The sequence below is a fragment of the Nocardiopsis sp. NRRL B-16309 genome (genome assembly GCF_001279585.1).
Taxonomy (GTDB): domain Bacteria; phylum Actinomycetota; class Actinomycetes; order Streptosporangiales; family Streptosporangiaceae; genus Nocardiopsis.
In genome coordinates this window covers 158,302-180,805 of record NZ_LGEC01000103.1, presented here as the reverse complement: position 1 = coordinate 180,805, position 22,504 = coordinate 158,302, and the positions used below count along the sequence as shown (strand labels likewise).

Annotated in this window: 28 protein-coding genes; 8 read left to right on the top strand and 20 right to left on the bottom strand. The window is 70.5% G+C overall.

Annotated features, from left to right (window positions below):
• Positions 1-11: 11 nt before the first annotated feature.
• Genes ADL05_RS23955 through ADL05_RS23945 form a run of 3 tightly spaced genes read right to left on the bottom strand, consistent with a single transcriptional unit; the run spans position 12 to position 1,236 of the window.
• Positions 12-338: a multidrug efflux SMR transporter gene (locus tag ADL05_RS23955; protein ID WP_053619261.1), complete on the bottom strand. Its 327-nt coding sequence runs from the start codon at positions 336-338 to the stop codon at positions 12-14.
• Positions 335-694 (bottom strand): multidrug efflux SMR transporter, encoded by a 360-nt coding sequence (locus tag ADL05_RS23950; RefSeq protein WP_053619260.1) that lies wholly within the window; start codon positions 692-694, stop codon positions 335-337. The genes ADL05_RS23955 and ADL05_RS23950 overlap by 4 nt, the downstream gene beginning before the upstream one ends.
• A complete protein-coding gene (locus ADL05_RS23945; protein ID WP_053619259.1) occupies positions 691-1,236 on the bottom strand; it encodes a TetR/AcrR family transcriptional regulator in 546 nt (181 codons plus the stop codon). The genes ADL05_RS23950 and ADL05_RS23945 overlap by 4 nt, the downstream gene beginning before the upstream one ends.
• A 113-nt stretch (positions 1,237-1,349) precedes the next feature.
• Here ADL05_RS23945 and ADL05_RS23940 point away from each other — a divergent pair, with 113 nt between their 5' ends.
• Complete coding sequence (locus tag ADL05_RS23940) at positions 1,350-2,075, top strand: spermidine synthase (protein WP_053619258.1); 726 nt, start codon at positions 1,350-1,352, stop codon at positions 2,073-2,075.
• A gap of 37 nt (positions 2,076-2,112) precedes the next feature.
• Here the strand turns inward: ADL05_RS23940 and ADL05_RS23935 are convergent, their stop codons facing one another.
• Together ADL05_RS23935 and ADL05_RS23930 are read right to left on the bottom strand one after the other, a co-directional pair.
• Positions 2,113-2,331 (bottom strand): EF-hand domain-containing protein, encoded by a 219-nt coding sequence (locus ADL05_RS23935; protein WP_053619257.1) that lies wholly within the window; start codon positions 2,329-2,331, stop codon positions 2,113-2,115.
• A gap of 174 nt (positions 2,332-2,505) precedes the next feature.
• A complete protein-coding gene (locus ADL05_RS23930) occupies positions 2,506-3,618 on the bottom strand; it encodes an epoxide hydrolase family protein (RefSeq protein ID WP_053619256.1) in 1,113 nt (370 codons plus the stop codon).
• Between the two features lie 86 nt (positions 3,619-3,704).
• On the opposite strand from ADL05_RS23930, the gene ADL05_RS23925 reads away from it, so the two are divergent.
• Positions 3,705-4,442 (top strand): TetR/AcrR family transcriptional regulator, encoded by a 738-nt coding sequence (locus tag ADL05_RS23925; protein ID WP_053619255.1) that lies wholly within the window; start codon positions 3,705-3,707, stop codon positions 4,440-4,442.
• A gap of 7 nt (positions 4,443-4,449) precedes the next feature.
• Here ADL05_RS23925 and ADL05_RS23920 read toward each other — a convergent pair whose 3' ends face one another.
• From ADL05_RS23920 to trxA, 7 genes are all read right to left on the bottom strand, one after another.
• A complete protein-coding gene (locus tag ADL05_RS23920) occupies positions 4,450-4,668 on the bottom strand; it encodes an EF-hand domain-containing protein (protein ID WP_053619254.1) in 219 nt (72 codons plus the stop codon).
• Positions 4,669-4,815: 147 nt separating this feature from the next.
• Positions 4,816-5,739, bottom strand: a complete 924-nt coding sequence (gene pstA, locus ADL05_RS23915) for a phosphate ABC transporter permease PstA (protein ID WP_053619253.1) — start codon at positions 5,737-5,739, stop codon at positions 4,816-4,818.
• Positions 5,736-6,743, bottom strand: coding sequence for a phosphate ABC transporter permease subunit PstC (gene pstC / locus ADL05_RS23910; RefSeq protein ID WP_053619252.1), 1,008 nt, complete (start codon positions 6,741-6,743; stop codon positions 5,736-5,738). The genes pstA and pstC overlap by 4 nt, the downstream gene beginning before the upstream one ends.
• 112 nt (positions 6,744-6,855) lie before the next feature.
• Entirely contained in the window at positions 6,856-8,058 is a 1,203-nt protein-coding gene (pstS, locus tag ADL05_RS23905; protein WP_053619251.1) for a phosphate ABC transporter substrate-binding protein PstS, read from the bottom strand.
• Positions 8,059-8,436: 378 nt separating this feature from the next.
• Positions 8,437-9,243, bottom strand: coding sequence for a response regulator transcription factor (locus ADL05_RS23900; protein ID WP_053619250.1), 807 nt, complete (start codon positions 9,241-9,243; stop codon positions 8,437-8,439).
• A 48-nt stretch (positions 9,244-9,291) separates the two neighbouring features.
• Positions 9,292-10,164, bottom strand: coding sequence for a phosphate ABC transporter ATP-binding protein PstB (gene pstB / locus ADL05_RS23895; RefSeq protein ID WP_053619249.1), 873 nt, complete (start codon positions 10,162-10,164; stop codon positions 9,292-9,294).
• 537 nt (positions 10,165-10,701) lie between these two features.
• Positions 10,702-11,082, bottom strand: a complete 381-nt coding sequence (gene trxA / locus ADL05_RS23890; RefSeq protein ID WP_053619248.1) for a thioredoxin — start codon at positions 11,080-11,082, stop codon at positions 10,702-10,704.
• A gap of 286 nt (positions 11,083-11,368) precedes the next feature.
• On the opposite strand from trxA, the gene ADL05_RS23885 reads away from it, so the two are divergent.
• Entirely contained in the window at positions 11,369-11,716 is a 348-nt protein-coding gene (locus tag ADL05_RS23885) for a YidH family protein (RefSeq protein WP_053619247.1), read from the top strand.
• Complete coding sequence (locus ADL05_RS23880) at positions 11,713-12,084, top strand: DUF202 domain-containing protein (protein WP_053619246.1); 372 nt, start codon at positions 11,713-11,715, stop codon at positions 12,082-12,084. The genes ADL05_RS23885 and ADL05_RS23880 overlap by 4 nt, the downstream gene beginning before the upstream one ends.
• Before the next feature lie 187 nt (positions 12,085-12,271).
• On the opposite strand, the gene ADL05_RS23875 is transcribed toward ADL05_RS23880, so the two are convergent.
• From ADL05_RS23875 to ADL05_RS23865, 3 genes are all read right to left on the bottom strand, one after another.
• Positions 12,272-13,249, bottom strand: a complete 978-nt coding sequence (locus ADL05_RS23875) for an NAD(P)-dependent oxidoreductase (RefSeq protein WP_053619245.1) — start codon at positions 13,247-13,249, stop codon at positions 12,272-12,274.
• 116 nt (positions 13,250-13,365) lie between these two features.
• On the bottom strand, positions 13,366-14,079 hold the full coding sequence (locus tag ADL05_RS23870; RefSeq protein WP_053619244.1) for a PIG-L deacetylase family protein: 714 nt from the start codon (positions 14,077-14,079) through the stop codon (positions 13,366-13,368).
• A 122-nt stretch (positions 14,080-14,201) separates the two neighbouring features.
• Positions 14,202-14,909: a WbqC family protein gene (locus tag ADL05_RS23865; protein WP_053619314.1), complete on the bottom strand. Its 708-nt coding sequence runs from the start codon at positions 14,907-14,909 to the stop codon at positions 14,202-14,204.
• A gap of 389 nt (positions 14,910-15,298) precedes the next feature.
• On the opposite strand from ADL05_RS23865, the gene ADL05_RS23860 reads away from it, so the two are divergent.
• Positions 15,299-16,867 carry a glycosyltransferase family 2 protein gene (locus ADL05_RS23860; protein WP_053619243.1) on the top strand — a complete coding sequence of 523 codons (1,569 nt, stop codon included), beginning with the start codon at positions 15,299-15,301 and terminating at the stop codon, positions 16,865-16,867.
• A 231-nt stretch (positions 16,868-17,098) separates the two neighbouring features.
• The gene (locus tag ADL05_RS23855) at positions 17,099-17,542 is read left to right on the top strand and encodes a DUF3817 domain-containing protein (protein WP_231640886.1); all 444 of its coding nucleotides are present in this window, start codon (positions 17,099-17,101) and stop codon (positions 17,540-17,542) included.
• Here the strand turns inward: ADL05_RS23855 and ADL05_RS23850 are convergent.
• From ADL05_RS23850 to ADL05_RS23840, 3 genes are all read right to left on the bottom strand, one after another.
• Positions 17,521-18,303, bottom strand: coding sequence for an SURF1 family protein (locus ADL05_RS23850; RefSeq protein ID WP_053619241.1), 783 nt, complete (start codon positions 18,301-18,303; stop codon positions 17,521-17,523). The two genes, ADL05_RS23855 and ADL05_RS23850, sit on opposite strands and share 22 nt — an antisense overlap.
• A gap of 412 nt (positions 18,304-18,715) precedes the next feature.
• Positions 18,716-19,234 (bottom strand): type II toxin-antitoxin system RelE/ParE family toxin, encoded by a 519-nt coding sequence (locus tag ADL05_RS23845; RefSeq protein WP_053619240.1) that lies wholly within the window; start codon positions 19,232-19,234, stop codon positions 18,716-18,718.
• Positions 19,234-19,539, bottom strand: coding sequence for a prevent-host-death family protein (locus tag ADL05_RS23840; protein WP_053619239.1), 306 nt, complete (start codon positions 19,537-19,539; stop codon positions 19,234-19,236). Before ADL05_RS23840 ends, ADL05_RS23845 begins: the two co-directional genes overlap by 1 nt.
• Positions 19,540-19,726: 187 nt before the next feature.
• Between ADL05_RS23840 and ADL05_RS23835 the strand changes: the two genes are divergently transcribed.
• On the top strand, positions 19,727-20,170 hold the full coding sequence (locus ADL05_RS23835; protein WP_053619238.1) for a hypothetical protein: 444 nt from the start codon (positions 19,727-19,729) through the stop codon (positions 20,168-20,170).
• A 166-nt stretch (positions 20,171-20,336) separates the two neighbouring features.
• On the opposite strand, the gene ADL05_RS23830 is transcribed toward ADL05_RS23835, so the two are convergent.
• Positions 20,337-20,867, bottom strand: coding sequence for a DinB family protein (locus ADL05_RS23830; protein WP_053619237.1), 531 nt, complete (start codon positions 20,865-20,867; stop codon positions 20,337-20,339).
• Between the two features lie 159 nt (positions 20,868-21,026).
• Here ADL05_RS23830 and ADL05_RS23825 point away from each other — a divergent pair, with 159 nt between their 5' ends.
• The gene (locus tag ADL05_RS23825) at positions 21,027-21,794 is read left to right on the top strand and encodes an alpha/beta fold hydrolase (protein WP_053619236.1); all 768 of its coding nucleotides are present in this window, start codon (positions 21,027-21,029) and stop codon (positions 21,792-21,794) included.
• A 66-nt stretch (positions 21,795-21,860) separates the two neighbouring features.
• Here the strand turns inward: ADL05_RS23825 and ADL05_RS23820 are convergent, their stop codons facing one another.
• A complete protein-coding gene (locus ADL05_RS23820; protein ID WP_053619235.1) occupies positions 21,861-22,283 on the bottom strand; it encodes a VOC family protein in 423 nt (140 codons plus the stop codon).
• Positions 22,284-22,504 lie beyond the last annotated feature (221 nt).

The window sequence follows — 22,504 nt, the reverse complement described above, 5'->3', positions numbered from 1 at the left end:
CCGGCGCGGGGTCAGTGGCCGGAGCCCAGCTCGATGAGCAGCACACCGGCGATGATCAGTCCGATGCCCAGCACCATCACCCTGGTGAGGGGTTCGTCGAAGAGCAGGCGTGAGGCGAGCGCGGTCAGCGCGACGCCCGAGGCGGCCCAGATCCCGTAGGCGACGCCGACCGCCATGCCGCCGAGCAGGGCCAGGGTGAGCAGCCCGAACGCGGCCAGGTAGCCCGCGGCCACCGCCGCGAACCACCACCTGTTCGCGTTCTCCTGGGAGGCCATCCGCAGCGACAGCGTGCCGGCGACCTCGGTGAGCACCGCTCCGGAGATGAAGAGCCAGGTCATACGCTCGTCCCTTCCCGCTCGCTCGTGCGGGCGTGCGCGGCCTGGGAGCCCAGCTCCACGCACAGCACGCCGCCGATGACCAGGGCGATGCCCAGGCCCATGGACGCGGTCAGGGGGTCGCCGAAGAGGAACGTGGCCAGGACGGCGGTGAGGGCGACGCCGGTCGCGGCCCACACGCCGTAGGCGACGCCGACGCCCATGCCCAGGCGCAGGACGTGGGAGAGCGCGACGAACGCGCCGAGGTAGCCGAGGCCCACCACCGCGAACCAGCCGGGGTGGTCGAGCGCGGCACGCAGGGAGAGGGTCGCGGTGACCTCCAGGAGGATCGCGGTCAGCAGGAACAGCCACTGCTTCATGGGCTCTCGTCTCTCAGCAGGTCGTCGGTGATCGCGACCACCCGTGCGCGGTCGCGTTCGAGGACGGGGAAGACGCCGGTGGCGGCGGCCGTCCAGTAGCCGTCCGCCAGGAGCCGTGCGGCGGTGAGCCGGGCGCGGTCCTGGTCCGGCAGGTCGTCGGGCAGGAGCAGCCAGGGCCCGAAGCGGCGCTCCCAGGTCTGGTGGAAGGCGTCGCGGTACAGGGCGTCGGTGCAGACGGCGTAGTCGGCCCGGTCGAACGGGGCGGTCAGAGCGACCTCCACGTAGGCGCGCGTGCGCCGGTGCGGTGAGGCCGCGTCGAGCGGTCCGCCCAGGCGGTCGAGCAGCATCTCCTCCCACCGTGCGGCGACGTGGTCGACGATGCCGAGCTTGAGGGCCTCCTTGGTCGGGAAGTGGTACATCAGTCCGGGCTTGGTCAGCCCCGCCTGCCTGGCGGCGGCGTCCAGGGTGACGCTCCCGCCCCCCTCGGCCCGGAGCAGGTCGAGCGCCCCGTCCAGAATCCGTGTCCTCGTGCTGCGTTCCATGGTCCTACTTTACCTTCCGGAAGGTAAAGCTCGCCAGGGTTCGATCGAGGCAGTTCCCCCGCCCCGGCCGGACGTGGAGGGCGCGCGCCCGGGGTAAGGGGCACAATGTGGGGATGGAGCAGCGAGACACGGCGCTCGACGCGCGGTACACGGTCCCCGAGGGCGAGACCGCCACCCTGGCCAGGGTCACCGGGGAGACCGGCGGCGACCTGGTTCTCAAGCGCGTGGGCGCGCACTACGAGATCTACTCCAACGGCCTGTTCCTCATGGACACCCGCGACGGCACCTCCGAGCGGGAGATGGTGCGGGTCGGCCTGACCGCCCTGCCCGCGGGCCGTTCGCGGGCGAGCGTCCTCGTGGGCGGTCTCGGGGTCGGGTTCACCGCACGGGAGGCGCTGGACCACCCGCGGGTCGCGCGCGTGGACGTGGTGGAGCTGGAACCCCAGGTGATCGCCTGGCACGACGGCGAGCTGGGCGAGGCGGCCGAGTACGTCCACCGCGATCCCCGCTGCCGTGTCCACAACGCCGACATCGTGGCGTGGCTGGAGAAGGCCGCCGCCGCGGAGGCTCCGGTCCGCTACGACCTCATCTGCCTGGACACCGACAACGGTCCCGACTGGACGGTGATCGAGGGCAACGGCCGGCTCTACGAGGCCGCCGGGCTCGACCGGCTGACCCGCCTGCTCGCCCCCGGCGGGCTGCTGTCCTTCTGGAGCGCCAACGCCGTGCCCACCTTCGAGGCGGCGCTGACGGCCCGGTTCGCGTCGGTGCGCGTGATCGAGGTCCCGGTGGCCCGGGGCGTGCCCGACACGATCTACCTGGCGAGCGAACCGCGGTAGGGGTCGCGGCCGCGGCCGGGACGCGGGAGTCCTGGGTTCAGGCCTCGTTGTCGGACATGAACCGGATGAACTCGTCCAGCGTGATCAGGCCGTCGCCGTCCTGGTCCATGGCCTCGATCGCGGCCAGTGCCTGGGCCTCGGTGCAGCTGTCGCCCAGCCGGTGCATGAGGTCGGCGTACTCCGGCGCGGAGATGAGGCCGTCGCTGTTGGCGTCGACGAACGCGAAGGTGGCTTCGTACTCGGTGGTGTCGGGCATCTGCCTACGTCTCAGGTGTGCGGGCGTGGTCGGGGACCAGGCTACTGGGGCCGTGCGGGCGCCGCCCCCACGGCCCCGTTCCGCGTGTCCCTCAACGGACGCCTTCGGCGAAGAACCCCCGCCCGCCGCCCGCTGTCGGCCCCGGGCGCTCCGCGAGGGGCGGGCCTACCACCCTCAACGGACGCCTGCGGCGAAGAACCTCCTCACATCGCGCACGAGGGTGTCGGTGGCGGCGTGGGCGGCGTAGTGGCCGCCCTTCCCGTAGGAGTTCCAGCGGACGATGTTGCGGTGGTCGCGCTCGGCGAAGGCGCGGATGGACCGGAAGTCGCCCTCGAACATCGCCAGCGCGGTCGGGACGGTCGTCGGGCCGGCGTCCGGCGCCCCGGCGCGGGCGTTCTCGTAGTAGAAGCGGATCGACGACGCCGCCGTCCCGGTCAGCCAGTACACCGCCGCGTTGGCGACCACGAACTCGTCGTCCAGGTCGTCGTCCATCAGCTGGCTGTTCCATGCCAGCAGTCCGGCCGGGGAGTCCGCCAGCGCGTAGGCCAGCGTCAGCGGCTGCTGGCTGTGCACCTGGTTGAAGGAGAACTTGTTCTCGTAGAACCACTGCAGGTGCGCGAGCGCCGCCTGGTCCTCCTCGCTCAGATCCGCGAACTCGGCCGGGTCACCCGAGGGGAAGGAGAACAGCTGGGTGACGTGCACCCCGACCACCTTCCCGGGCGCCAGTCGGCCCACCTCCGGCGAGACCATCGAGCCGCCGTCGTTGCCCATCGCGCCGTAGGACTCGTAGCCCAGGCGGTCCATCAGCTCCACCCAGGCGCGCGCGATGCGGGCGGTGTCCCAGCCCCGGTCGCGGGTCGGGCCGGAGAAGCCGAACCCGGGCATGGAGGGCAGCACCACGTGGAAGGCCGGGTCCTGGGGCGACTCCGGCTCGGTCAGGGCGTCGATCGCGTTCAGGTACTCCAGCACGGACCCGGGCCAGCCGTGCGTGATCACCAGGGGAGTGGCGTCCTCACGGGAGGAGCGCACGTGCAGGAAGTGGATGTTCGCGCCGTCGATCTCCGTCGTGAACTGCGGGTAGGCGTTCAGCCGGTCCTCCAGGGCTCGCCAGTCGAACGCCTCCAGCCAGTGGGCGCGCAGGCGCTCGACGCGGTCCACCGGCACGCCGTAGTCGGCTCCGGCGTCCGGCAGCGCGTCGGGGCGGCGGGTGCGGCGCAGGCGGTCGGCGAGGTCGTCCAGCCGGTCCTGCGGGACGTCGATGCGGGCGGGGACGATCTCGGTGCGCATGGCTGCTCCCATTTTTGGAACGGAATGCTTCGTTCCCCTTGACTGTATCAGAACGGAACGATCCGTTCCAGTGCTAGGGTCGTGGCATGGCCAAGAAGAACGAGGCTTCCGCCGCCGGCCTCCCCGGGCGCCGGAGCCAGGCGGCACGCAACGACGAGACGATCCTGGAGGCCGCCCGCGCGGTCTTCATCGAGGACCCCAGGGCGCCGGTCTCGGCCGTGGCCGCCCGCGCGGGCGTGGGCATGAGCGCCCTCTACCGGCGCTACGCGGGAAAGGAGGAACTCCTGCGCAGGCTCTGCCACGACGGGCTCCTGCGCTTCGTGTGCGAGGCCGAGGCGGCCCTGGCCGACCCCGACCCCTGGCGGGCCCTCACCGCGTTCCTGGGCCGCGTGGTGGACGCCGACGTGCACTCGCTCACCGTCCACCTCGCCGGATCGTTCACGCCGACCGAGCAGATGTACGCGGACTCGCTCCGGGCGGCGGAGCTGGGCACGCGGCTGGTCGAGCGGGCGCGTGGGTGCGGGCGGCTGCGCGCCGACATCGTCCCCGACGACGTCACGCTCGTCCTGGAGGGGTGCGCCGCCATCCGGCTGCCCGACGCCGAGCGCACGCGGCAGCTGCGCAGGCGCCATCTGGCGCTGCTCGTACGGGGGATGGACGCCGCGGCCGCACGCGGCGGCGACGGTGGCGGAGGCCGCGGTCCGAGCGGCGCGGGAGACCGCGGCGGCGCGGACACGGGAGGGGGAAGCGACGGCGGCGGCCCGGACGTCCTCCCCGGGCCGCCGCCGACCGGTGAGGAGCTGGGCTGGCGCTGGCGTACGTGAGGGAGGGTCAGCCCTGGTTCCGCGACATGTAGGCGGCGAACTCCGCCAGGGAGATGAGGTCGTCGTGGTCGGCGTCCATCGCGGCCACGGCCTCCGCGGCCCGCTCCTCGGTGCACTCGTCGCCGAGCCGGCGGATGAGATCGGCCAGCTCACCGGCCGAGATGCGGCCGTCGCCGTCGGTGTCGACGAGGGAGAACGTGGCGGCGTACTGGGAGGTCTCGGTCATGGGGGTCACACTCTCAGGGGATTCGAGGGCTCGGATCGCGCCAGGCTATCGGCGAACACAGCGGGCGCGGAAGGCGGACCGGGGACGGCGGCGGGGCCGCGTGCCGGGAGGTCCCGGCCCACGGCCCCGTACGGTCGGAGCGGTCGGTCAGCTGGTGCGCGAGGCGCCCCGGGAACCGATCCAGCGGGCGACCACTGTGAACAGCAGCACCAGGGCGAACAGGCACAGCGCCGCGCCCCAGGCGCGGTCGATCCCGGCCTCGAACGGCTGGGACGCGCCCCGGTACAGCTGCAGGGGCACGGCGCCCTGGGCACTGCCCTGGAACGCGGTCACGATCAGGCCCGACCCGAACGCGGTGAGCATCAGCGGCGCCGTCTCACCGATCCCGCGCGCCACCGCGAGCATCGAACCGGTGGCCAGGCCGGGTCCGGCGGCGGGCAGGACCGTGTGCACGATGGTCTGCCACTTGCGGGCGCCCAGGCCGTAGCTGGCGTTGCGGATCTCCTGCGGGACGAGGCGGAGCATCTCCTCCGCTGATCGTGTCACGATCGGCAGCATCATCACGGCGATCGCCACGGCGCCCACGAAGGTACCGAAGCCCAGACCGCCCCAGCCGACCACGAGCAGGCCGTAGACGAACAGGCCGACGAAGATCGACGGGATACCCGTCATGACGTCCGTGAAGAAGCGGATCACCGCGGTCAGCCGGTTCGGCCCGTACTCCACGATGTAGACGGCCGTGGCGATGCCGAACGGGATCGACATCAGGACGGCCAGCGCCATGATGTAGAGCGTGCCGACGAAACCGGCCACGTAGCCGCCGCCCTCGCGGCGGGGCGGGGGCTCCCTCTGGGTGATGAAGTCCAGGTCGACGACCCCGATGCCGCGCCGGGTCACCTCGAAGATGATGAGGACCAGCGGGATCATCGCGATGACCATCGCGGCCGTCAGGACGACGGTCGACACGCGGTCCTTGATCCGTCGCGTGCCGGCGCCCCGGCTGCGCACGCTCAGCGGCGTGTGCCCGGAGGGCGCGGACGGCGTCGGAGGCGTGGTGGTCGTGGTGCTCATACGGCGGCGTCTCCCGTGTGCTGTCCCAGGCGCCACACGATCACGCGGGCGAGGATGTTGACGATCATCGTGACCAGGAACAGGGCGACACCGATCGCCATCAGCCCGGTCCGGCCCTCCGGGGAGGCCTCGCCGAAGGTCGCGGCGATGTGCGAGGCCATGCTGCTGCCCGTGCCGAAGAGGCTGGCGCCCCAGGACTGGGAGCCGCCGATCAGCATCAGCACGGCGATGGTCTCGCCCAGCGCGCGGCCGAGCCCCAGCATGGTGGCGGCCACGATCCCGGAGAAGCTGGAGGGCAGGACCACCTTCGAGACGACCTCCCACCGGGTGGAGCCCAGGGCGTAGGCGGCCATCTGCTGTTCGAGGGGCTGGACGGCGACCACCTCGCGGATGATCGCGGTCATGATCGGCAGGATCATGATGGCCAGGACGATCCCGGCGGGCAGGTAGCCGACGCCGCGGACCGGCCCTTCGAACAGGAAGAACCACCCCAGCGTGGCTTCGAGGAACTCGAAGAAGGGGCGGAGCACGTTCGGCAGGAACCAGTGCAGGCCCCAGAGGCCGAAGATGACGCTCGGCACCGCGGCCAGCAGCTCCACCGTGTAGGAGAGCGGCTTGGCCAGGCGGCGCGGCGCCATGTGGGTGAGGTACACGGCGACCATGATCGCCAGCGGCAGCGCGATGGCGAGGGCGATGACGGCCGTGACCAGCGTGCCGTAGATGAACGGCCAGGCACCGTAGGTGCCGGTGATCTCGTCGCGCGAGCCTCCCGCGTCCCACGTGTCACCGACCAGGAAGCCGAAGAAGCCCTCCTTGACGAAGACCGGCCAGGCCTCGGACACGGTCCGCAGGACCATCAGGGCCAGGATGACCAGCACGAGGGCGCCGCAGGCGGTGACGACCCACTTGAAGATCGGATCGGCCAGACGTCCTCTGCTGGACGTCAGTGTCCCCCGCCGTGCGTCCTCACGGGCTGGAGGCGTCTCGGGGGCCTCGGTGGACATGGGCTTCTCCTCTGTGGCTTTCGGTGGGAGTGCAGACCAGTGCCGCCCCGTCACTCCGGGGCGGCGGGTGGAGGGCGGTCGGGCCGGGTGCCGACCCGACCGCCCGGAGGGGTTACTCCTCGTCGGCCTCGGCGTCGGTGGCCTCGGCGTCGTCTGCGGCGTCGCCCTCGGCCGCCTCGTCCTCGGCACCGGCGTCACCCTCGGCCGCGGCGCCGGGGTCGCCCGGCAGACCGCCGCTCTCGGCGTTGGTCAGCTCGATGGTCTCGAGCACGCGCTCCTTGAGGCTGTCGCCCAGCGGGGCGTAGCCGAGCTCCAGGGCCAGCTCGTCGGCGGCCTCGTCGGTCATCGCCCAGGTCCAGAAGTCGGTGATCATGTCGGCCGTGGCGGCCTCGTAGCCACAGGTGTAGGTGAAGATGAAGTTGCTGCCCGCGATCGGGTAGCCCTCACCACCGATGTTGTCGATCGTGAACTGGAAGTTGTCCGGGATCTCGGCCTCCTCGGAGGCGATGGTGGTGGCCTCCAGGGTCGGCTCGATCGGGTTGCCGTCCTCGTTGACGATCGAGGCGGTGGACAGGCCGGCCTCCATCGCGAAGGACTGGTTGACGTAGCCCACGCCGCCCGGGTTCTGGGTGATGCCCTGGGCCACGCCGTCGTTCTGCTGACCGCCGACCAGGCCGTCAGCCCACTGGATCTCCTTGTCCGCGCCGAACTCCTCGGCCCACCAGTCGACCTCGGTGGACAGGTAGTGCGTGAAGACCTTGGTGGTGCCCGAGCCGTCCGAGCGGTGGACCGGGACGATCTCGTCGTCCGGAAGGTCCATGTCGGGGTTGAGGTCGGCGATCGCCGGGTCGTCGAAGGAGGTGATCCGACCGGCGAAGATGCCGGCCACGGCCTCCGCGTCCAGGACCAGGCCGTCGAGGTCGGGGTTGTCGAAGGCGACGACCACGGAGCCGAACACGACCGGGAACTGCACGGCCTCGCAGCCACGGGTGTCGAGCGCGGCCTGCAGCTCCTCCTCGCTCAGGGGCTCCTCGGAGGAGCCGAAGTCGACCGTCTCCTCCAGGAACTGCTCGACGCCGGCGCCGGAGCCGACGCTCTGGTAGTTGACCTCGACGCCGGGCTGCACGTCGTTGTAGGTGTAGATCCAGTCCTGGAAGAGGGGATCGGGGAAGCTGGCTCCGGCACCGGTCAGGGTGCCGCTGAGCTCGCCGCCCTCGCTGTCGGTGCCGGTGTCACTGCCGCCGCCACTGCTGCACGCCGCCGCGAGCAGGGGGATGGCCGCCAGAACGGCGAGCTTGGAACGCCCGTTGCGCATGTCGAAGTTCTCCTCGTTGAATCACCACTGTCGGGGCTGACGTAAAACGACGGTATGTGTGCCGAAAGTCGTGGTGTCATCGAAATGAAGGCGAATCAGTGGAAGCAGGGTGAATGGAAGGTGAATCGCGGTAACCGTTTGATAACGTACGCGTGTGTCGATGGAGTTATCGGACGTAACTCCAGGTGATGACATGTGGTGGTGACGCTGGGTAAGTCTGTTGTGGGTCGCGTGCGCGCGACCCGGATGACATTCCGGATTCCCGGTCGGTTCATCGGACCGTGGGTATTCCGGCGACAATGACGCCAACATGAACAATGGGCCACACGGCGTCCGCCGTGCGACCCTGGACGTCAATGTATGGACCCCCGCACGCGGTCAGCCTCCGTTTCCGGTGTCCAACCGGTAACCGATTCCGCGCACCGTGTGGATGAACCGGGGCTGCGCCTCGGAATCGCCGAGCTTGTGCCGCAGGCGCCGGATGTGCACCGCGATCGTGTTGTTCACCGGAGGCAGCGGCTTGTGCCAGACCTCGGTCCACAACTCCTCCCGGCTCACCACCCGCCCGTTGTTGCGGAGCAGGAAGTCCATGATCCCGAACTCCCGCAGGGCGAGGTTGACCGGTGACCCGTCCACGAACAGCCGGTGCCCCAGCGCGTCGAGTTCCAGCGCCCCCGAGCGCAGCGCGAGCGGCGTCCCGCCGCCGGCCTCCGCGTGGTGTCCGTCGCCGCCGGGCAGCGAACCGCGCAGCAGCGCCGCGAGTTCGGGGATCCGGTACGGGCGGCTCACACACGCCGTGGCGCCGACGGCCAGCGCGCGGACCGCGCGCTGGGAGTCGCCGGGGCCCACTCCGATGAGGATCGGGATGTCCGTGGCCCGCCGTGTCACCCGCACCAGCGTCTCCAGGTCCACCTCGGGCGGCGTCGCGCTGGTGACCAGCGTGTCCGGTCTGAGCTGGCCCACGCGCAGCAGCGCCTCCGCGCCGTCGACGCACACGGTGATGTCCACGTCGTGGCCGCTCAGCGACAGCACCAGCTGGTGGGACTGCTCCGATTCGGGCTCCACCAGCAGGACCCGGAGCGGACCGTCGGCGCGCTCCACACGCGGCGCGCGCTCCATCCGCTCCTCGCCGTCCGGTGAGCCCGCGGGCTGCGGGACGGCGGTGGAGGAGGTGAGCGCTGGCATGGCGGTCCACTTCGTCGAGAGGGCGGGAGGAGGAGTCCGACGAACGGATCAGCCGAAGCGGCCCGAGATGTAGTCCTCCGTGCGCTGGTCGGCCGGCTTGCTGAAGATCGTCGCCGTCTCGTCGAACTCCACGAGGCTGCCGTAGCGGTCGCCGGAGTCGTCGACACCCGCGGTGAAGAACGCCGTCCGGTCGGACACGCGCGCGGCCTGCTGCATGTTGTGGGTGACGATGACGATGGTGAAGTCGCTGGCCAGCTCGTACATCAGGTCTTCGATCTTGAGGGTCGCGATGGGGTCGAGCGCCGAGCAGGGCTCGTCCATCAGGATGACCTCGGGGTTGACCGCGATGGTGCGGGCGATGCACAGGCGCTGCTGCTGGCCGCCGGAGAGGGCGAACGCGCTGTCCTTCAGCTTGTCCTTGACCTCGTCCCACAGGGCGGCCTTGGTCAGCGTCTCCTCGACCAGGTCGTCCATGTTGCCGCGCATGCCGTTGATCCGCGGGCCGTAGGCGATGTTGTCGTAGATGGACTTGGGGAAGGGGTTCGGCTTCTGGAACACCATGCCGATCCGGCGGCGGACCTCGATGGGGTCCACCTCGGGGGCGTAGAGGTCCTCACCGTGGTACTGGACCTTGCCCTCGACCCGAGCGCCGGGGATGAGGTCGTTCATCCGGTTGAGCGTGCGCAGGACGGTGCTCTTGCCGCAGCCGGACGGGCCGATCATCGCCGTGATCTGGCGCGGGCCGACCTTCATCTCCACGTCGCGGACGGCCTTGTTGTCGCCGTAGTAGATCGACAGGTCGGAGATGTCGAAGACGGGGTTGTCCAGACCCGGCACCTCGCGGTTGTAGCGGATCGTGTCGGGGGCGGGGCCACGGCCGGACGCGGTGTCGCGGGGAGAGGCGGTGTTGCTGACAGACATGGGGCCACTTCCGGGTCGGACGGTGCTGGTGCGGTCGCCGATGGGCGTCGCTCGCGGAGCGCGGTCGAACCCATGCAAATATGCCCGAATGAAGAGGAGGTGAACGAACCTCGTGGCCTGGATGAACGTGGGCGGTGAACTCGGATGTGCCGCACGCGTGATTCGTCCTGGTTTCGTCATGTATCCAGGTGGCAGGGGTGGAATCGCCCGCGGTGGGTCTCGGCGGACCGTGCTCCGCGCTCCCGTGTGTCCCTCGGGGCGAGGGTATCCGGTCGGGCCGGATCCGGTCGGTGGGCCGGGCCGCGCGTGCGCCGCGGACGGCCCGGCGCGGCCCCGGCCGCGGCACGACGAGGCCCCGGCGGTCACGCCCGTGCGTGCCCACCGGGGCGGTGGCGGGAGACGGCCGCTCCCGTCGCGGAGCGGCCCGGGTCCCGCGCCGAAGCTCCCTCGGCCTGTCTCCAGGCCGAAGCTCCCTCGGCTCGGTCCCGCGGCCCCCTGCCGGAGGTGCGGGAAGCCCGCTCCCGTCGCGGAGCGGTCCTAGCTCTGCTTCTTGGCCTCGTCCCCCTGCTCGGCGAGCTTGCTGCGGACCTCGTCCATGTCCAGCTCCTTCGCCTGGGTGATCAGGCTCTCCAGGGCCTCGGAGGGCAGCGCGCCCGGCTCGTTGTAGATGACCGTGCGGTCGCGCACGATCATCAGCGTCGGGATCGACTGGATCTTGAACTCGAAGGCGAGCTCGCGCTGCGCCTCCGTGTCCACCTTGGCGTGCACGATGTCGGTGTGCTGCTCCGCGGACTTCTCGAAGACGGGAGCGAACTGACGGCAGGGCCCGCACCAGTCCGCCCAGAAGTCGATGAGGACGAAGTCGTTGTCCTTCAGCGTCTCGGCGAAGTTGTCCTTGGTGAGTTCGACGGTGGGCACGTGGTCTCCTGAATCTCTTCGTCGTCTGGTGTCGACCGGTGGCCAACTGCCATCTCTGTCAGTGCTACAGCGGTCGTGCCCGCTCATTTGTTCCACATGCCCGCCGCGGGACCGCGGACACGCGGAGGCGCTCAACGTGGCTATTTCCTACCTAACACGTGGTCTCGACCTGTTTGGGAGGAACAGGCATGTGAGACTAGTGTCGGAGGGGGCACGAGTTCATTGTGGTCAGTGACCGGTACCGCGTGGGCCGAAAGCCCGAAAGCGACGACGTGAGGGGGGACGGATGGCTTCCGACACCCCCGACAGCGGCGACGGCGTCGACTACCGGTTCACCCTCGCCAACGAGCGCACCTTCCTGGCCTGGGTCCGCACGGCCCTGGCCCTCCTCGCCGGCGCCGTCGCCGTCCTGCACCTGCTCCCCCTCGAATGGGCCGACGGGTCGCGGACCGCGGTCGGCCTGGTCCTGGCCGGACTGGCCGGCGTCATCACGGTCTACGCGCCGCTGCGCTGGTTCCGCGTCCAGCAGATCATGAGCCGCGGCGACACGCTGCGCCTGAGCATGCTGCCGGTGGTGACCACGCTGGCCGTGGCCGCGATCGTCGTGCTGATCCTGTTGGGGAACCTGCTGTGAGCGGGCCCGTCGACCGGGACCCGGGGCTCCAGCCCGAACGCACCCTGATGTCCTGGCAGCGCACGCTGATCCTGATGGTCCTGGTCGGGATGCTGTTCATGCGTGGCTCGCTCGTTCCCGAGACGACCCACATCCCCGAGCCCTCGATGGCCGTCCGGACGGCCATGATGACGATGTCGATCGTCATGGCCGGCCTGCTCGCCCTCCACGTCCATCTCCGGTGGCGCCGGTGCGGCCACGGCACGCGCGACCCCGAGTCGGGCCGTCCGCCGCTGAACGTGGCGACACCGTGGGCCATGGTCACGGTGTGCGCGACGGTCCTCGTCCTGAGCGTGGTCCTCGTCGTGGGGACGGTCCTGGCCGTCTGACCCCCCGGGCGCCGTCGCGGGGGGCTCGCACGGCTGGGCGGGTGTCCGGCTCGCCCCTCCGATGGCCTCATGGCGGGCGCGGGAGGGCTCTGGCCCTGGGGGCGGGCGGACCCGTGCGGCCGCGGGCGGGGCGGTGGCGGTGACGACCTCCCGGGCGGCGGGCGCCGCGGGGGCCGCGGGTCGGTGTCTACACGGGCTGGGGGACCGAGGTGCTCCGGTGGTCCACGATCGAGCCGATGATGGCGTTGAGGTCGCGCGTGGGTCGGTAGTCGATCAGCCGCGCCGCCAGCGAGGTGTCCGGGTAGCGCCGCTGCATGTCCTCGTAGCCCTCGCCGTAGGCCTGCTCGTAGTCGACGTAGGTGATCGGGCTGGTGGAGCCGGTGAGCTCCACGACCCGGTCGGCCAGGCCCTTGATGGAGACCTCCTCGTGCCCTCCCAGGTTGACCGCGCGGTTGTAGGCCTCCGGCGTCGCCATCAGCCGGGGCAGCGCCGGGATGATGTCGTGCACCGAGCCGAAGCAGCGGCGCTGCGTCCCGGTCCCGTAGACCGTGATCGGCCGTCCCGCCAGGGCCTGCTCCACGAACCGGGGCACGACCATGCCGTAGCGGCCGGTCTGGCGCGGGCCGACGACGTTGAAGAAGCGGGTGATGACGCACGGCACGCCGGACTCGGCGCCGTGCACGTAGGCCACCAGCTCGTCCAGGCCCTTGGCCGCCGCGTACGACCACCGGCTCTTGGTCGGTGAACCGTAGATCCGGTCGGCGTCCTCGGCGAGGCCGTCGGCGTCGTTCTTGCCGTAGACCTCGCTGGTCGAGGCGACCATGTACGGCACGCGGTGGGAGACCGCGGACTCCACCACGTTCTCCGTGCCGTGCAGGTTGGTCCGCAGCGACTTGAGCGGGTTGTCCACGATGGTGTGGACGCCCACCGCCGCGGCGAGGTGGTAGACGGTGTCGGACTGGGCGACGAGGTCGTCGACCAGGCTCTTGTCCAGGATGTCCCCGTGCACGAAGCGGAAGCCGGGGGCGGCCTCCAGGTGTGCCACGTTCTCCCGTGAACCGGTCGACAGGTCGTCCAGGACGGTGACCTCGTGCCCTCGGGCGACGAGGTGGTCGCACAGGTGCGACCCGATGAATCCGGCTCCGCCGGTGATCACGGCCTTCATGGTTTCCCCTCCATATGGGCGCTGTGTGTTGCTGTACTCAGGGGGAGGTGTCTGTGATGGGACGGGTGGGGGAGTCCGCTGTCCGGGGGACGCCGGGGGAACTCGGTCCGGTGGCCTCAGGCCAGCCAGCGCGCGACGTGGAATCCCTCCCCGAGGGCCACGCCGGCCTGCATGCCCCTCAGCACGGCGAGGCTGCGCAGAGTCGTCTCGGAGCGGGTGTGGGGGTGCTCGTGTGCCTGGGAGCCGTACAGCTCCATGGCCTGGAGTTTGGCGTCGACGTCGTCCTCGTCCAGCTCGACGATGAGCGAGGGCGGCGCCACGGCCTCGGACCGCCACTGGTCGGCGGCCTCCTCATAGGACAGGACGAGCCGCGGGTGGTGGCGCACGGCCGTGTTGGACGGGCGCAGGGCCGTGTGCACGGCCTCGGCGACGGCCCGGTGGTCCTGGTTGTAGCTGGTCCGGTGCGGCGCCAGCACCACGGTGGGCCGCGTGCGCGCGATCGAGATCGGGCTCTCACGCTCGATGATCTGGGCGAGGTCGACCTGGGCGACGGTGTCCAGGCGCAGGTGGAAGTGGTCACCGGGCAGCGCCATGTTCCAGTCGTCCCAGCGGAAGTGGTCGGACACCTTCTTGATCTCGGCGTAGCGCTCCTCCGCCGTCGAGAAACCCTTGGCCGACTCGTCCGCGGTGTCGCCCACGGTGATGAACTGGACGAGGATCTCGGCACCGGCCCGCTTGGCCTTGCTGAGCAGACCGCCGCAGCCGAGGGTCTCGTCGTCGGGGTGGGGTGCGAAGACCAGGATGCGCTCCTGGCCCCAGTCCGTCGTCATGGCAGTGTCCCGTTTCCTTGGCCGAAGTGGGATGTCGGGTGGTTCCCGAGTCAGTGGTGCGGGTCCGCCCGGTGTCGTGGGCGGGTGGTGGACCCGGGTGCTGACTCGGAGCCAGCGGCGGGTCAGTCGTGCGCGCGCGCCTGCCTGAGTACGCGGAGCGCGTCGGGTCCGGCGTTGAGCAGCAGGTCGAGGGCCGACAACCGGGGTACGAAGTCCCCGTGGGCGCGTGAGTGCTGGCGGTACACCGGGTGGCGGAAGTCCTGCCACTCGATGCGGACACCGTGGTCGCGCAGGATCTCCGCGTCCAGGTAGTCCTTGGCCCCGGACCCCGAGACGAGCGTGTCCGCGCCCGTTCTGGCGCAGATCCGGGCGAGGAGTTCGCTCTTGGTGCCCGGGAGGTCACCGATCTCGCTGGCGCGCAGCAACGGTGTGGTGATGCCGAATCCGCGTAGCAGCAGCCGGGTGGTCGCTATCGCCAGGTCCGCGACACGCTTCCACTCGTTCTCGTACAAACGGGCGATTTCTTCCGCATAGTCGTCCCAGTACGGAGCATTTCGGTAACAGTGTTCGGCCAGCGCCGTGTGGTGCTTTCGCCTCCATTTGTGCGTGTTGTCAATATATTTGTCCAGTATGCGATCCGTTCGGTGTCCCTGAGTGACCGGCACGGTCAGCAGGACCGGTTCCGCGCGGCCGACGACGTAGTTCCGGTTCTGCCAACCACGCCGCTCGAACTGCACCGTGTCCAGAACGACGTAGTGGTCGCAGCGGTCGATCTTGTCGATCAGGCCCAGCCACGGCAGGTAGTGCGGCTGGTGGATCGCCACTCGGATGTTGCCGGTGTCCGCACTGGTCGCAGGCGCGGAGTCGCGGGTGGTGCCGTGGATCCGGTCCTGCTCCGCGCGGTCAGGACCGGGCGATGCGGCAGCTGGATCGCCGATCACGCCGGGCGTTCTCCTTTTCTGCGTCTGACGTGGCCGAGCGGATCGCGTGTGTCCCCAGGCAGCCCTGAGCGAACCAGTGGCATCATGAGCCCCTCGGTCTTCCTCCCAAATATCTTCTAATGGGTACCACCTCCCGCAAGCCCGTGGATACGATTTGCGTGGCCTACATAGGACGCGAACCCGGGTCAACCTGCCGGTGTCGTAGTGCGTCAACCTATCGCCGACCTTCTGGGTTATTGTCGGCCCGAAACCACTGATCTTCGGAGGGGTTCAAGGCCGTGCGTATCGTGCGCTTCGCCGGCGGTCTGCTCACGGGGCTGGTCGCCCTGCTGCTGACCGTCGCGCTCTTCGTCTACTGGTTCGACTACGCTTCCGGGCTGGCCGCCGCGACCGGCGGTGTGCTCGCCTATGCCTTCCTGTGGCTGGCCTTCGGCGCGAACCTCCTGCTGTGGACGGTCATGGGACTGCTCCGTCTGACGGAGGAGACCGCGCGGTCGGTCTTCGGGAGGAGGCCCCGCGACGGCGTCCGGGCCGTGCCCCGCGCGGACTCACGGGACCGGGTCCTGGTCGCCGCCGGCGCCTCCGGGGCCGCGTCCGAGCTGTCCGGTTCGGGCCACCCCGAGGGCGGTGGGACGGCCCTGGCCGATGCCGGCCAGCGGCCCTCCGACGTGGCCGAACGGGATTCCGGCGGCACGGTGGAGGGGTCCGCCGCCGAGGACATCACGCTCGCCGTGGTCATCCCGGCGCACAACGAGGAGCCGGTCATCGACGGGGCCATCGCCTCCGCGCTGAGCCTGTTCGACCGCTGGGACATCTACGTGGTCTCGGACTCCTCCGGGGACGCCACCGCGGAGATCGCCGCCAACACGGGCGTCAACGTCCTCGAACTCCTCACCAACCGGGGCAAGGCCGGTGCCATCGAGGCGGTCATCGAGGAGTTCGCGCTCACCGACAACTACGACGGCGTGGTGATCCTGGACGCCGACACCGAACTCGACGAGGGCTACGTGCGCGGTGCCAAGCGGCAGCTGAGCGATCCCGCGGTCGCCGCCGTCGCCGGGTTCGTCGAGTCGGAGTGGAAGCCGCGGGAGCGCACGTTCGTCGGGCGGCTCATCTCGGCCTACCGGGACCGCCTGTACTTCCTGCTCCAGTACTTCATGCGGTTCGGCCAGACGTGGAAGCGCACGAACACGTCCTTCATCGTGCCGGGGTTCGCCAGCGTCTACCGCAGCAGCGCGCTGCGCGAGGTGGAGATCAACCCCAAGGGCCTGGTGATCGAGGACTTCAACATGACCTTCGAGGTGCAGCGCAAGCGCCTCGGCAAGATCTCGATGCGCCCGGACACCAAGGCCTACAGCCAGGACCCGTTCACCCTCCGGGACTACTACAAGCAGGTCGGGCGCTGGACGCTGGGGTTCTGGCAGACGGTGCGGCGGCACCGGGTGTGGCCCAGCGTGTTCTGGCTGGCGCTGGCGCTGTACATCGTCGAGGTCGTGGTGGTCTCGTTCGCCCTGTTGGCCACGTCGCTGCTCGGCGTGTTCGTCCTGGTCGGCACGCTCTGGGGTGAGACCGCCCTCACGGTCCCGTACTTCGGGGAGGGCTTCACCGCGGTGACGGCGATCCTGCCGCTGACGGCCATCGTCATCGGCCTGTTCGTGCCCGACTACATGCTCACGTGTTTCATGGCGATGGTGCGGCGCAGGCCGTCCTACCTGCTCTACGGGGTGTTCTTCTTCCCGATCCGGCTGGTGGACGCCTACCTGTCGCTGCGGATGATCCCGCGGGCCTGGACCGCCGACTCCGACGGCCGCTGGAGCAGCCCGATCCGCGTCTCCAACAAGTCCTGACCGCCCCCGCCACGGGAGCGGCCCCCGGGCGGTGGTGGGCGACGGGCGGGGGTTGCGCCGGAGGCGTCGGTTGAGGGTGGTAGCCCGTGTGTTCCGCGGAGCGGCCCCCGGGCGATGGTGGGCGACGGGCGTGGGGGTTGCGCCGGAGGCGTCGGTTGAGGGTGGTAGCCCGTGTGTTCCGCGGGGCGGCCCCCGGGCGGTGGTGGGCGACGGGCGGGCTTAACCTCGAAGATGGCCCCGATCGGGGCGTTCGTCGTTGAATTGGGTGAAGTCGCCGTGGACAAGAGGCGTGTGTCGTTCGCGTTGTACCGGGTGCTCGCGTACGTGACCGGAATCTTCCTGCTGGGTCTGACCTTCGTGGCGATGCCCGCGAAGTACCTGGTGGGAGAGGATTCGATGTTCGCGCTGGTGCCCGCCCCGCAGGGGTGGGAGCACTGGTTCGGGCCCGAGTCGCCGCTGATGCTGTTCATCGCGATGCCGCACGGCTACATCTACATGGCCTACGTGCTGGTCGTGCTGTGGGTGTCGCTGGACCGCCGCTGGGGCGCGGGGCGCACCCTGGGCGTGGTGCTCGCGGGCACGATCCCGGTCCTCGGTTTCGTGGTCGAGCACCGGGTGGTGCGCTCGGAGCGGGCGAAGGAGGCCGAGCGGGCTCAGGAGCCCGCGGCCGCCTGAACCGTCTCCTCCTCGCCCTCGCCTGCCCGACGGGACCGCTCCGCGCGCAGTTCCCGGCGCACGCTGATCGCCCAGTACGCGACCGCGGACAGGCCGAAGAGCGCCCACTGGAAGGTGTAGCTGAGGCTGCGCCAGTTGACCGTGATGCCGGTGGGCGGCTCGGGCGGCGGCGCCGGCACGAGCGACGCGGTGGCCGGGTCGCTGGCGGGCAGCGTCAGGTGGCCCTCGTAGAGGCGGTAGTCCCACTCGTTGACCAGCACCGAGGGGGCGATCCGCTCGACCTGGCCCTCGGGGACCTCCACCGGCACGATGCCGTCGGGCGCGGTGGTGGGCGGCACCAGCCAGCCGGCGACGGTGACCTCGCCCTCCGGTGCCTCCGGGACGGAGTCGGGGTCCTCGGTCCAGCCGCGGTTGACGGCGAGGGCGACGCCGTCCCCGGTGTCCAGGGGCAGCACCACGTCGAACCCCTCGGCGCCGTCGTGCGCGCGGGGCACCAGGAGCTGGGCCCCGGAGTCGAAGGACCCGGTCGCGGTGACCGCCGTGTTGGCGTAGGAGTCCGGGTGGGCGTACTCGCCGGGGACGAGCAGGGCGTCGAGCTCCTCCGCGTCGGCGAGGTCGGCGACGGGATTGGTGACGACGTCGCGGTCGGGCTCGAAGGCGCGGACCGACTGCCAGTACGTCCCGGCGACGCACACGACGAGGGCGAGGACGGCCAGCACGTGCAGGCCGATCCACCGTGGGCTGAGGAGTGCGGATCTCACCGGACCAGGCTATGCGCGCCCGCCGGGCGGCCCGCCATGACCCCTGGTTGACACTGCCCACAGCTCATTGGCGTTGGCCCTGTACGACGATGACGATCACTTTAAGTAGTTCTCCGTGACAGAGGGTTGTTCTTCGTGGGTGCGGTGGGTAGTGTCTCTATCAACAAGGAACGACCAGATCGTTCCTCGTGGCAGACCATTCAGGCCGCGACTCCCGGGGGGAGGAGTCGCAGGCCGTTTCCCAGCGCGGGGGTCGCCTCCGTACTTTGAGGGGGGATGCGGAGGCGACCCTCGCCACCTCTTTCCGGGGGCGTTCTCGCAGATCAGCGAGGACGCCCCCGTTGTCGTTCCCGGGGCGCGGGGAGTTCCGCGTCGCTGATACGCGTGTGGACACCGAGGGCGGAGTGCGGGGTCAGTGTGGTCGTGATCGGAAGTCGGCCCAGAGGTCCACGGCCTGTTCCAGATCGAGGGCGGCCACCTTCTCAGGGGGCATGCCGACGGTGCGGACCAGACGTTCGGCCAGCCAGCCCGGGACGGGTTCTCTCGTGGGAGGCGATTCATGTGCCACCCTCTCCGCGGGTTTGCCGAGGTGTTCGATGACGACCGCGAGCTTCTGGGCGGCGGGGGTGTCCTTCGAAGCTGCCCGAACTCTCCGGGAGGCCTCGGCGTAGACCTGGGCGTCCGCTCGCGTTCCGACGGCCCAGACCTCGCAGATCTCCACACGCTTCTCGTCGGTGACGCGGTACACGACACGCCAGGTGTTGCGTACGACGACGAGTTTGCGAAACCCCGTGAGTTCCCCGCCCAGCGGGTATCCGGCCTCTGGGTTCTCCTCCAGGAGAAGGACCTTCTTGAGGACCTTGGGCACAGCGTCCGGGCCGAGTCGCCGCAGGTCGTCGAGGGCAGCGTCGGTGAAGGTGATCTCGGCCATCAGTCCTCGGGCAGTTCTTCGAGTGAGCCACGGCTGTGCCCGAAGGCGGTCAGCACGTCGTCCATGGAGGTCCGCCGTCCACTGTCCGTGAGTTCCCGGGCCATGACCAGCGCGAGATCCCTCAGATCCGCTTCCGCCTGCTCCAGTTCCGCGAGCCGGGCGAACGCGACCACGGCCGCGACCGGCTCGTGTCGTCGGGTCACGATGACCTCGGTGCCCTGTTCCGCGTCGTGGACGATGCCCGCGACGCCGCGTCTGGCTGCGTCGGTGACGCTGATCTCCTGGGTGTGTTCAAGAATCGCCATACCCTAACTGTATAGAAAACTATACAGATTGGCGACGGGTGCGCTCGTGTCGGGAACGTTCGGACGCACCGCCGCTGACACCCTTTCCCGGAGCCCGGCACGTGGCGGGGCGGCCTCCCTCCCTCGGGGGAGCGGGGTCCCGCCGGGGGGTGATCCCGCTGCCGGCCCCGTCCCGGAGGATGGGTCCATGAACCGACACACCGCGGCCGTCCTCCTCGCGGCGGCGGGAGCCGCCGCCTACGCCGTCTCGAAGGTGCACCTGGCGCTGAACGGCGCACTGGGGATGCCGGGGTTCCCCGCCCCGCCGGAGGCCTACGACGTCCACGACCCCGTCGGCGGCCAGTTGGCCAACGCCGCCGTGGGCGCGGTCATGGTGCTGTTCGTCCTCGCGCTGCTGCGCCCGCCCGCCCGCGCGCTCTGGCGTGTGCCCCTGCTCGTGGCCAACGGCGCGGGCGCGCTGCTGATCGCGGCCGGTGTGGTGTCGTTCACCGCGCGCGCCGCCGGCCTGGCCCCCGGGCTGGGCGAACCCGCGCAGGGTGTCGCGGCGTGGACGTCGCTCGCGGTCGGTGCCGTCTGGGCGGCGGCGTGGCTCACCGCCGTGGCCACCACCCGTGCGCCGCGCCGGTCCTGACCGGCACGTGAACGCGTGTCCCGCACCGGGGCGGGACACGCCGGACCCGGGACACGCCGGGCGCGGGACACGCCGGGCGCGGGACACGCGTTCGGGGTCGGCCCTTGGACGGGGTCCGCCCCTTGGACGGGGTCCGCCCCTTGGCGGGGGCGGCCCCTAGGCGGGGTCAGCCCATCGTCTTCTGGCCGTCCAGTTCCTCGCGGATGATGTCCGCGTGGCCGTTGTGCTGGGCGTTCTCCGCGATGACGTGCAGCAGGACCTCGCGGGCGGTCCAGTAGGTCCCCTCCGGGAACCATGGGGCGGTCGGCAGCTTCTGGGTGACCTCCAGGTCCGGCAGGTCCCGAACGATCTGCTCGGTCCGCGCCGCCACCCGCTCGTACTCCTCCAGCACCCCCTGGAGGGTCTCGCCCTCCAGCAGCCGGAAGCTGTTCTCGTGCACGGCGTAGGTCTCCGGGGACTCGTAGTCCGTGCCCGGGTCGCCCTCCAGGATGAACTTCACCCAGTGCTTCTCGCCGCGGGCGACGTGCTTGACCACACCTCCGAGGCACAGGGCGCTCACCGTGGTGCGCTGCCGCGCCTGCTCGTCGGTCAGCCCGCGCACCGCGTACCGCAGGTTGCCGCGCTGCTCCTCCAGCACGCGCAGCAGGGTCTCGCGCTCGGTGTCGGCCGTTCGTGCGTTCTCGACCTGAGTCGTCATCCTGATCACCGTTTCCAGTCGCTGCCGTCGGATCTGGAAACGACAGTAGGGAGAACGGCGGTCAACGACTGTCCTCCACTTCGCGGGAGGGGCGGAAAGCCGTTGGATCCCCCGAAACGACTCCGGATAGCCTGGGAGTCCTGGTGACTCGGAGGTTCCATGGCCTTGATTCCGCTGCAGTACCGCCTCGACGGTCCACGGCACGCTCCCGTGGTCCTGCTCGTCCCGCCCTTCGGTACGAGGATGTCGGTGTGGGAGCCGCAGATCGCCGAACTCACGCGTGACCACCAGGTACTGCGGATCAACCACCGCGGGCACGGGTTCTCGCCCGCCCCGGAGGGCCCCTACTCCGTCGAGGACATGGCCCTGGACATCCTGGGCCTGCTGGAGGAGCGGGGCTTCACCCGCGTGTCGGCCGTCGGCGCCGGCTTCGGCGCCGCCCTGCTCGTGTGGATCGCGGCGAACTCGCCCCGGACGCTGGAGCGGATCGCCCTGCTCGCCGCCGCCCCGCGCACCCCCCGCCCGCACCGCTGGGACCGGGTCGCCGCGCGGGTCCGGGAGTCGGGGATCGAGTCGGTGGCCGCCGACGTCGTCCTGCCGTGGTTCACCCCCGACATGGCCGAGGACCGCCCCGACGTCACCGAGCGCTTCAGCGAGGACTTCCTGCGCACCGACGCGGGCGCCTTCGCCGCGATCTGCGACGCGGTCGCGGACATGGACCAGCGCCACCTCGCCTCCGCGGTCCGGGTGCCGACGCTGGTGGTCTCGGCGGCGCACGACGCCCTCATGCCACCGGGGCACGGCAGGCGGCTGGCCGACGGGATCGCCGACACCCGGTTCGAGGTGGTCTCCGGAGCCGCCCACCTGCTCGGAGTGGAGCGCGCCGAGCGGGTCAACGAGCTGCTGGTGGACCACCTCGCCGGGTGAGGTCCCGCGGCCGGGCGCGTTCCGGCGCCGCGGACACGGTGGTCAGGCTCCGCCGCCCAGGGGGGCTCAGGGGCTCGGCGGGGTGGGGATGTCCACGGGGATGAGCGGGTGGTTGATCTCCAGCAGGTAGCCGTCGGGGTCGCGGAAGTGCGCGGCGCGCACGCCCCACGCCGTCCAGTCGTAGGGCGCCCTGACCTGGCGGGCGCCGTCGGCGACCAGTTTGGCGGCGGTTTCGTCGACGTCGTCCACCTGGAAGACGACCGCGAGCCGGTCCTGGTGGGGGAGCTCGGGGTCGGCGGTGTCGGTCTCCAACGCCTCCGCCATCACCTCGCGCTGGTTGATGGCCAGACGCGTCCCGGACTCCACGTCGAACTCCGCGTACCTGCTCGTCTCGTCACCCCACAGCACGGGGAACTTGAGGATGTCGGCGTAGAAGTGGAAGCAGGCCTCGTAGTCGTTGACGAGAAGCCGGATGTAGCTGCAGCGCATGGGGCCTCCTGCGGTCCTGAACCGAACGTTCCCGTCCATTGTCGTCCCTGAGCCCCCTCGATCACTGAGTACCCGTACCCGGGTGTGGTGTGGCCGGATCCGGCCACACACTCCGACGGCTCCCTGACCTGCGTGTTCCTCCTCACCGCCGACCTGTGGACCGGTGTCGGGAACCCGATCCGGGATGCAGCGCCTGTGCTCAAGTATGTAGTACATGTACT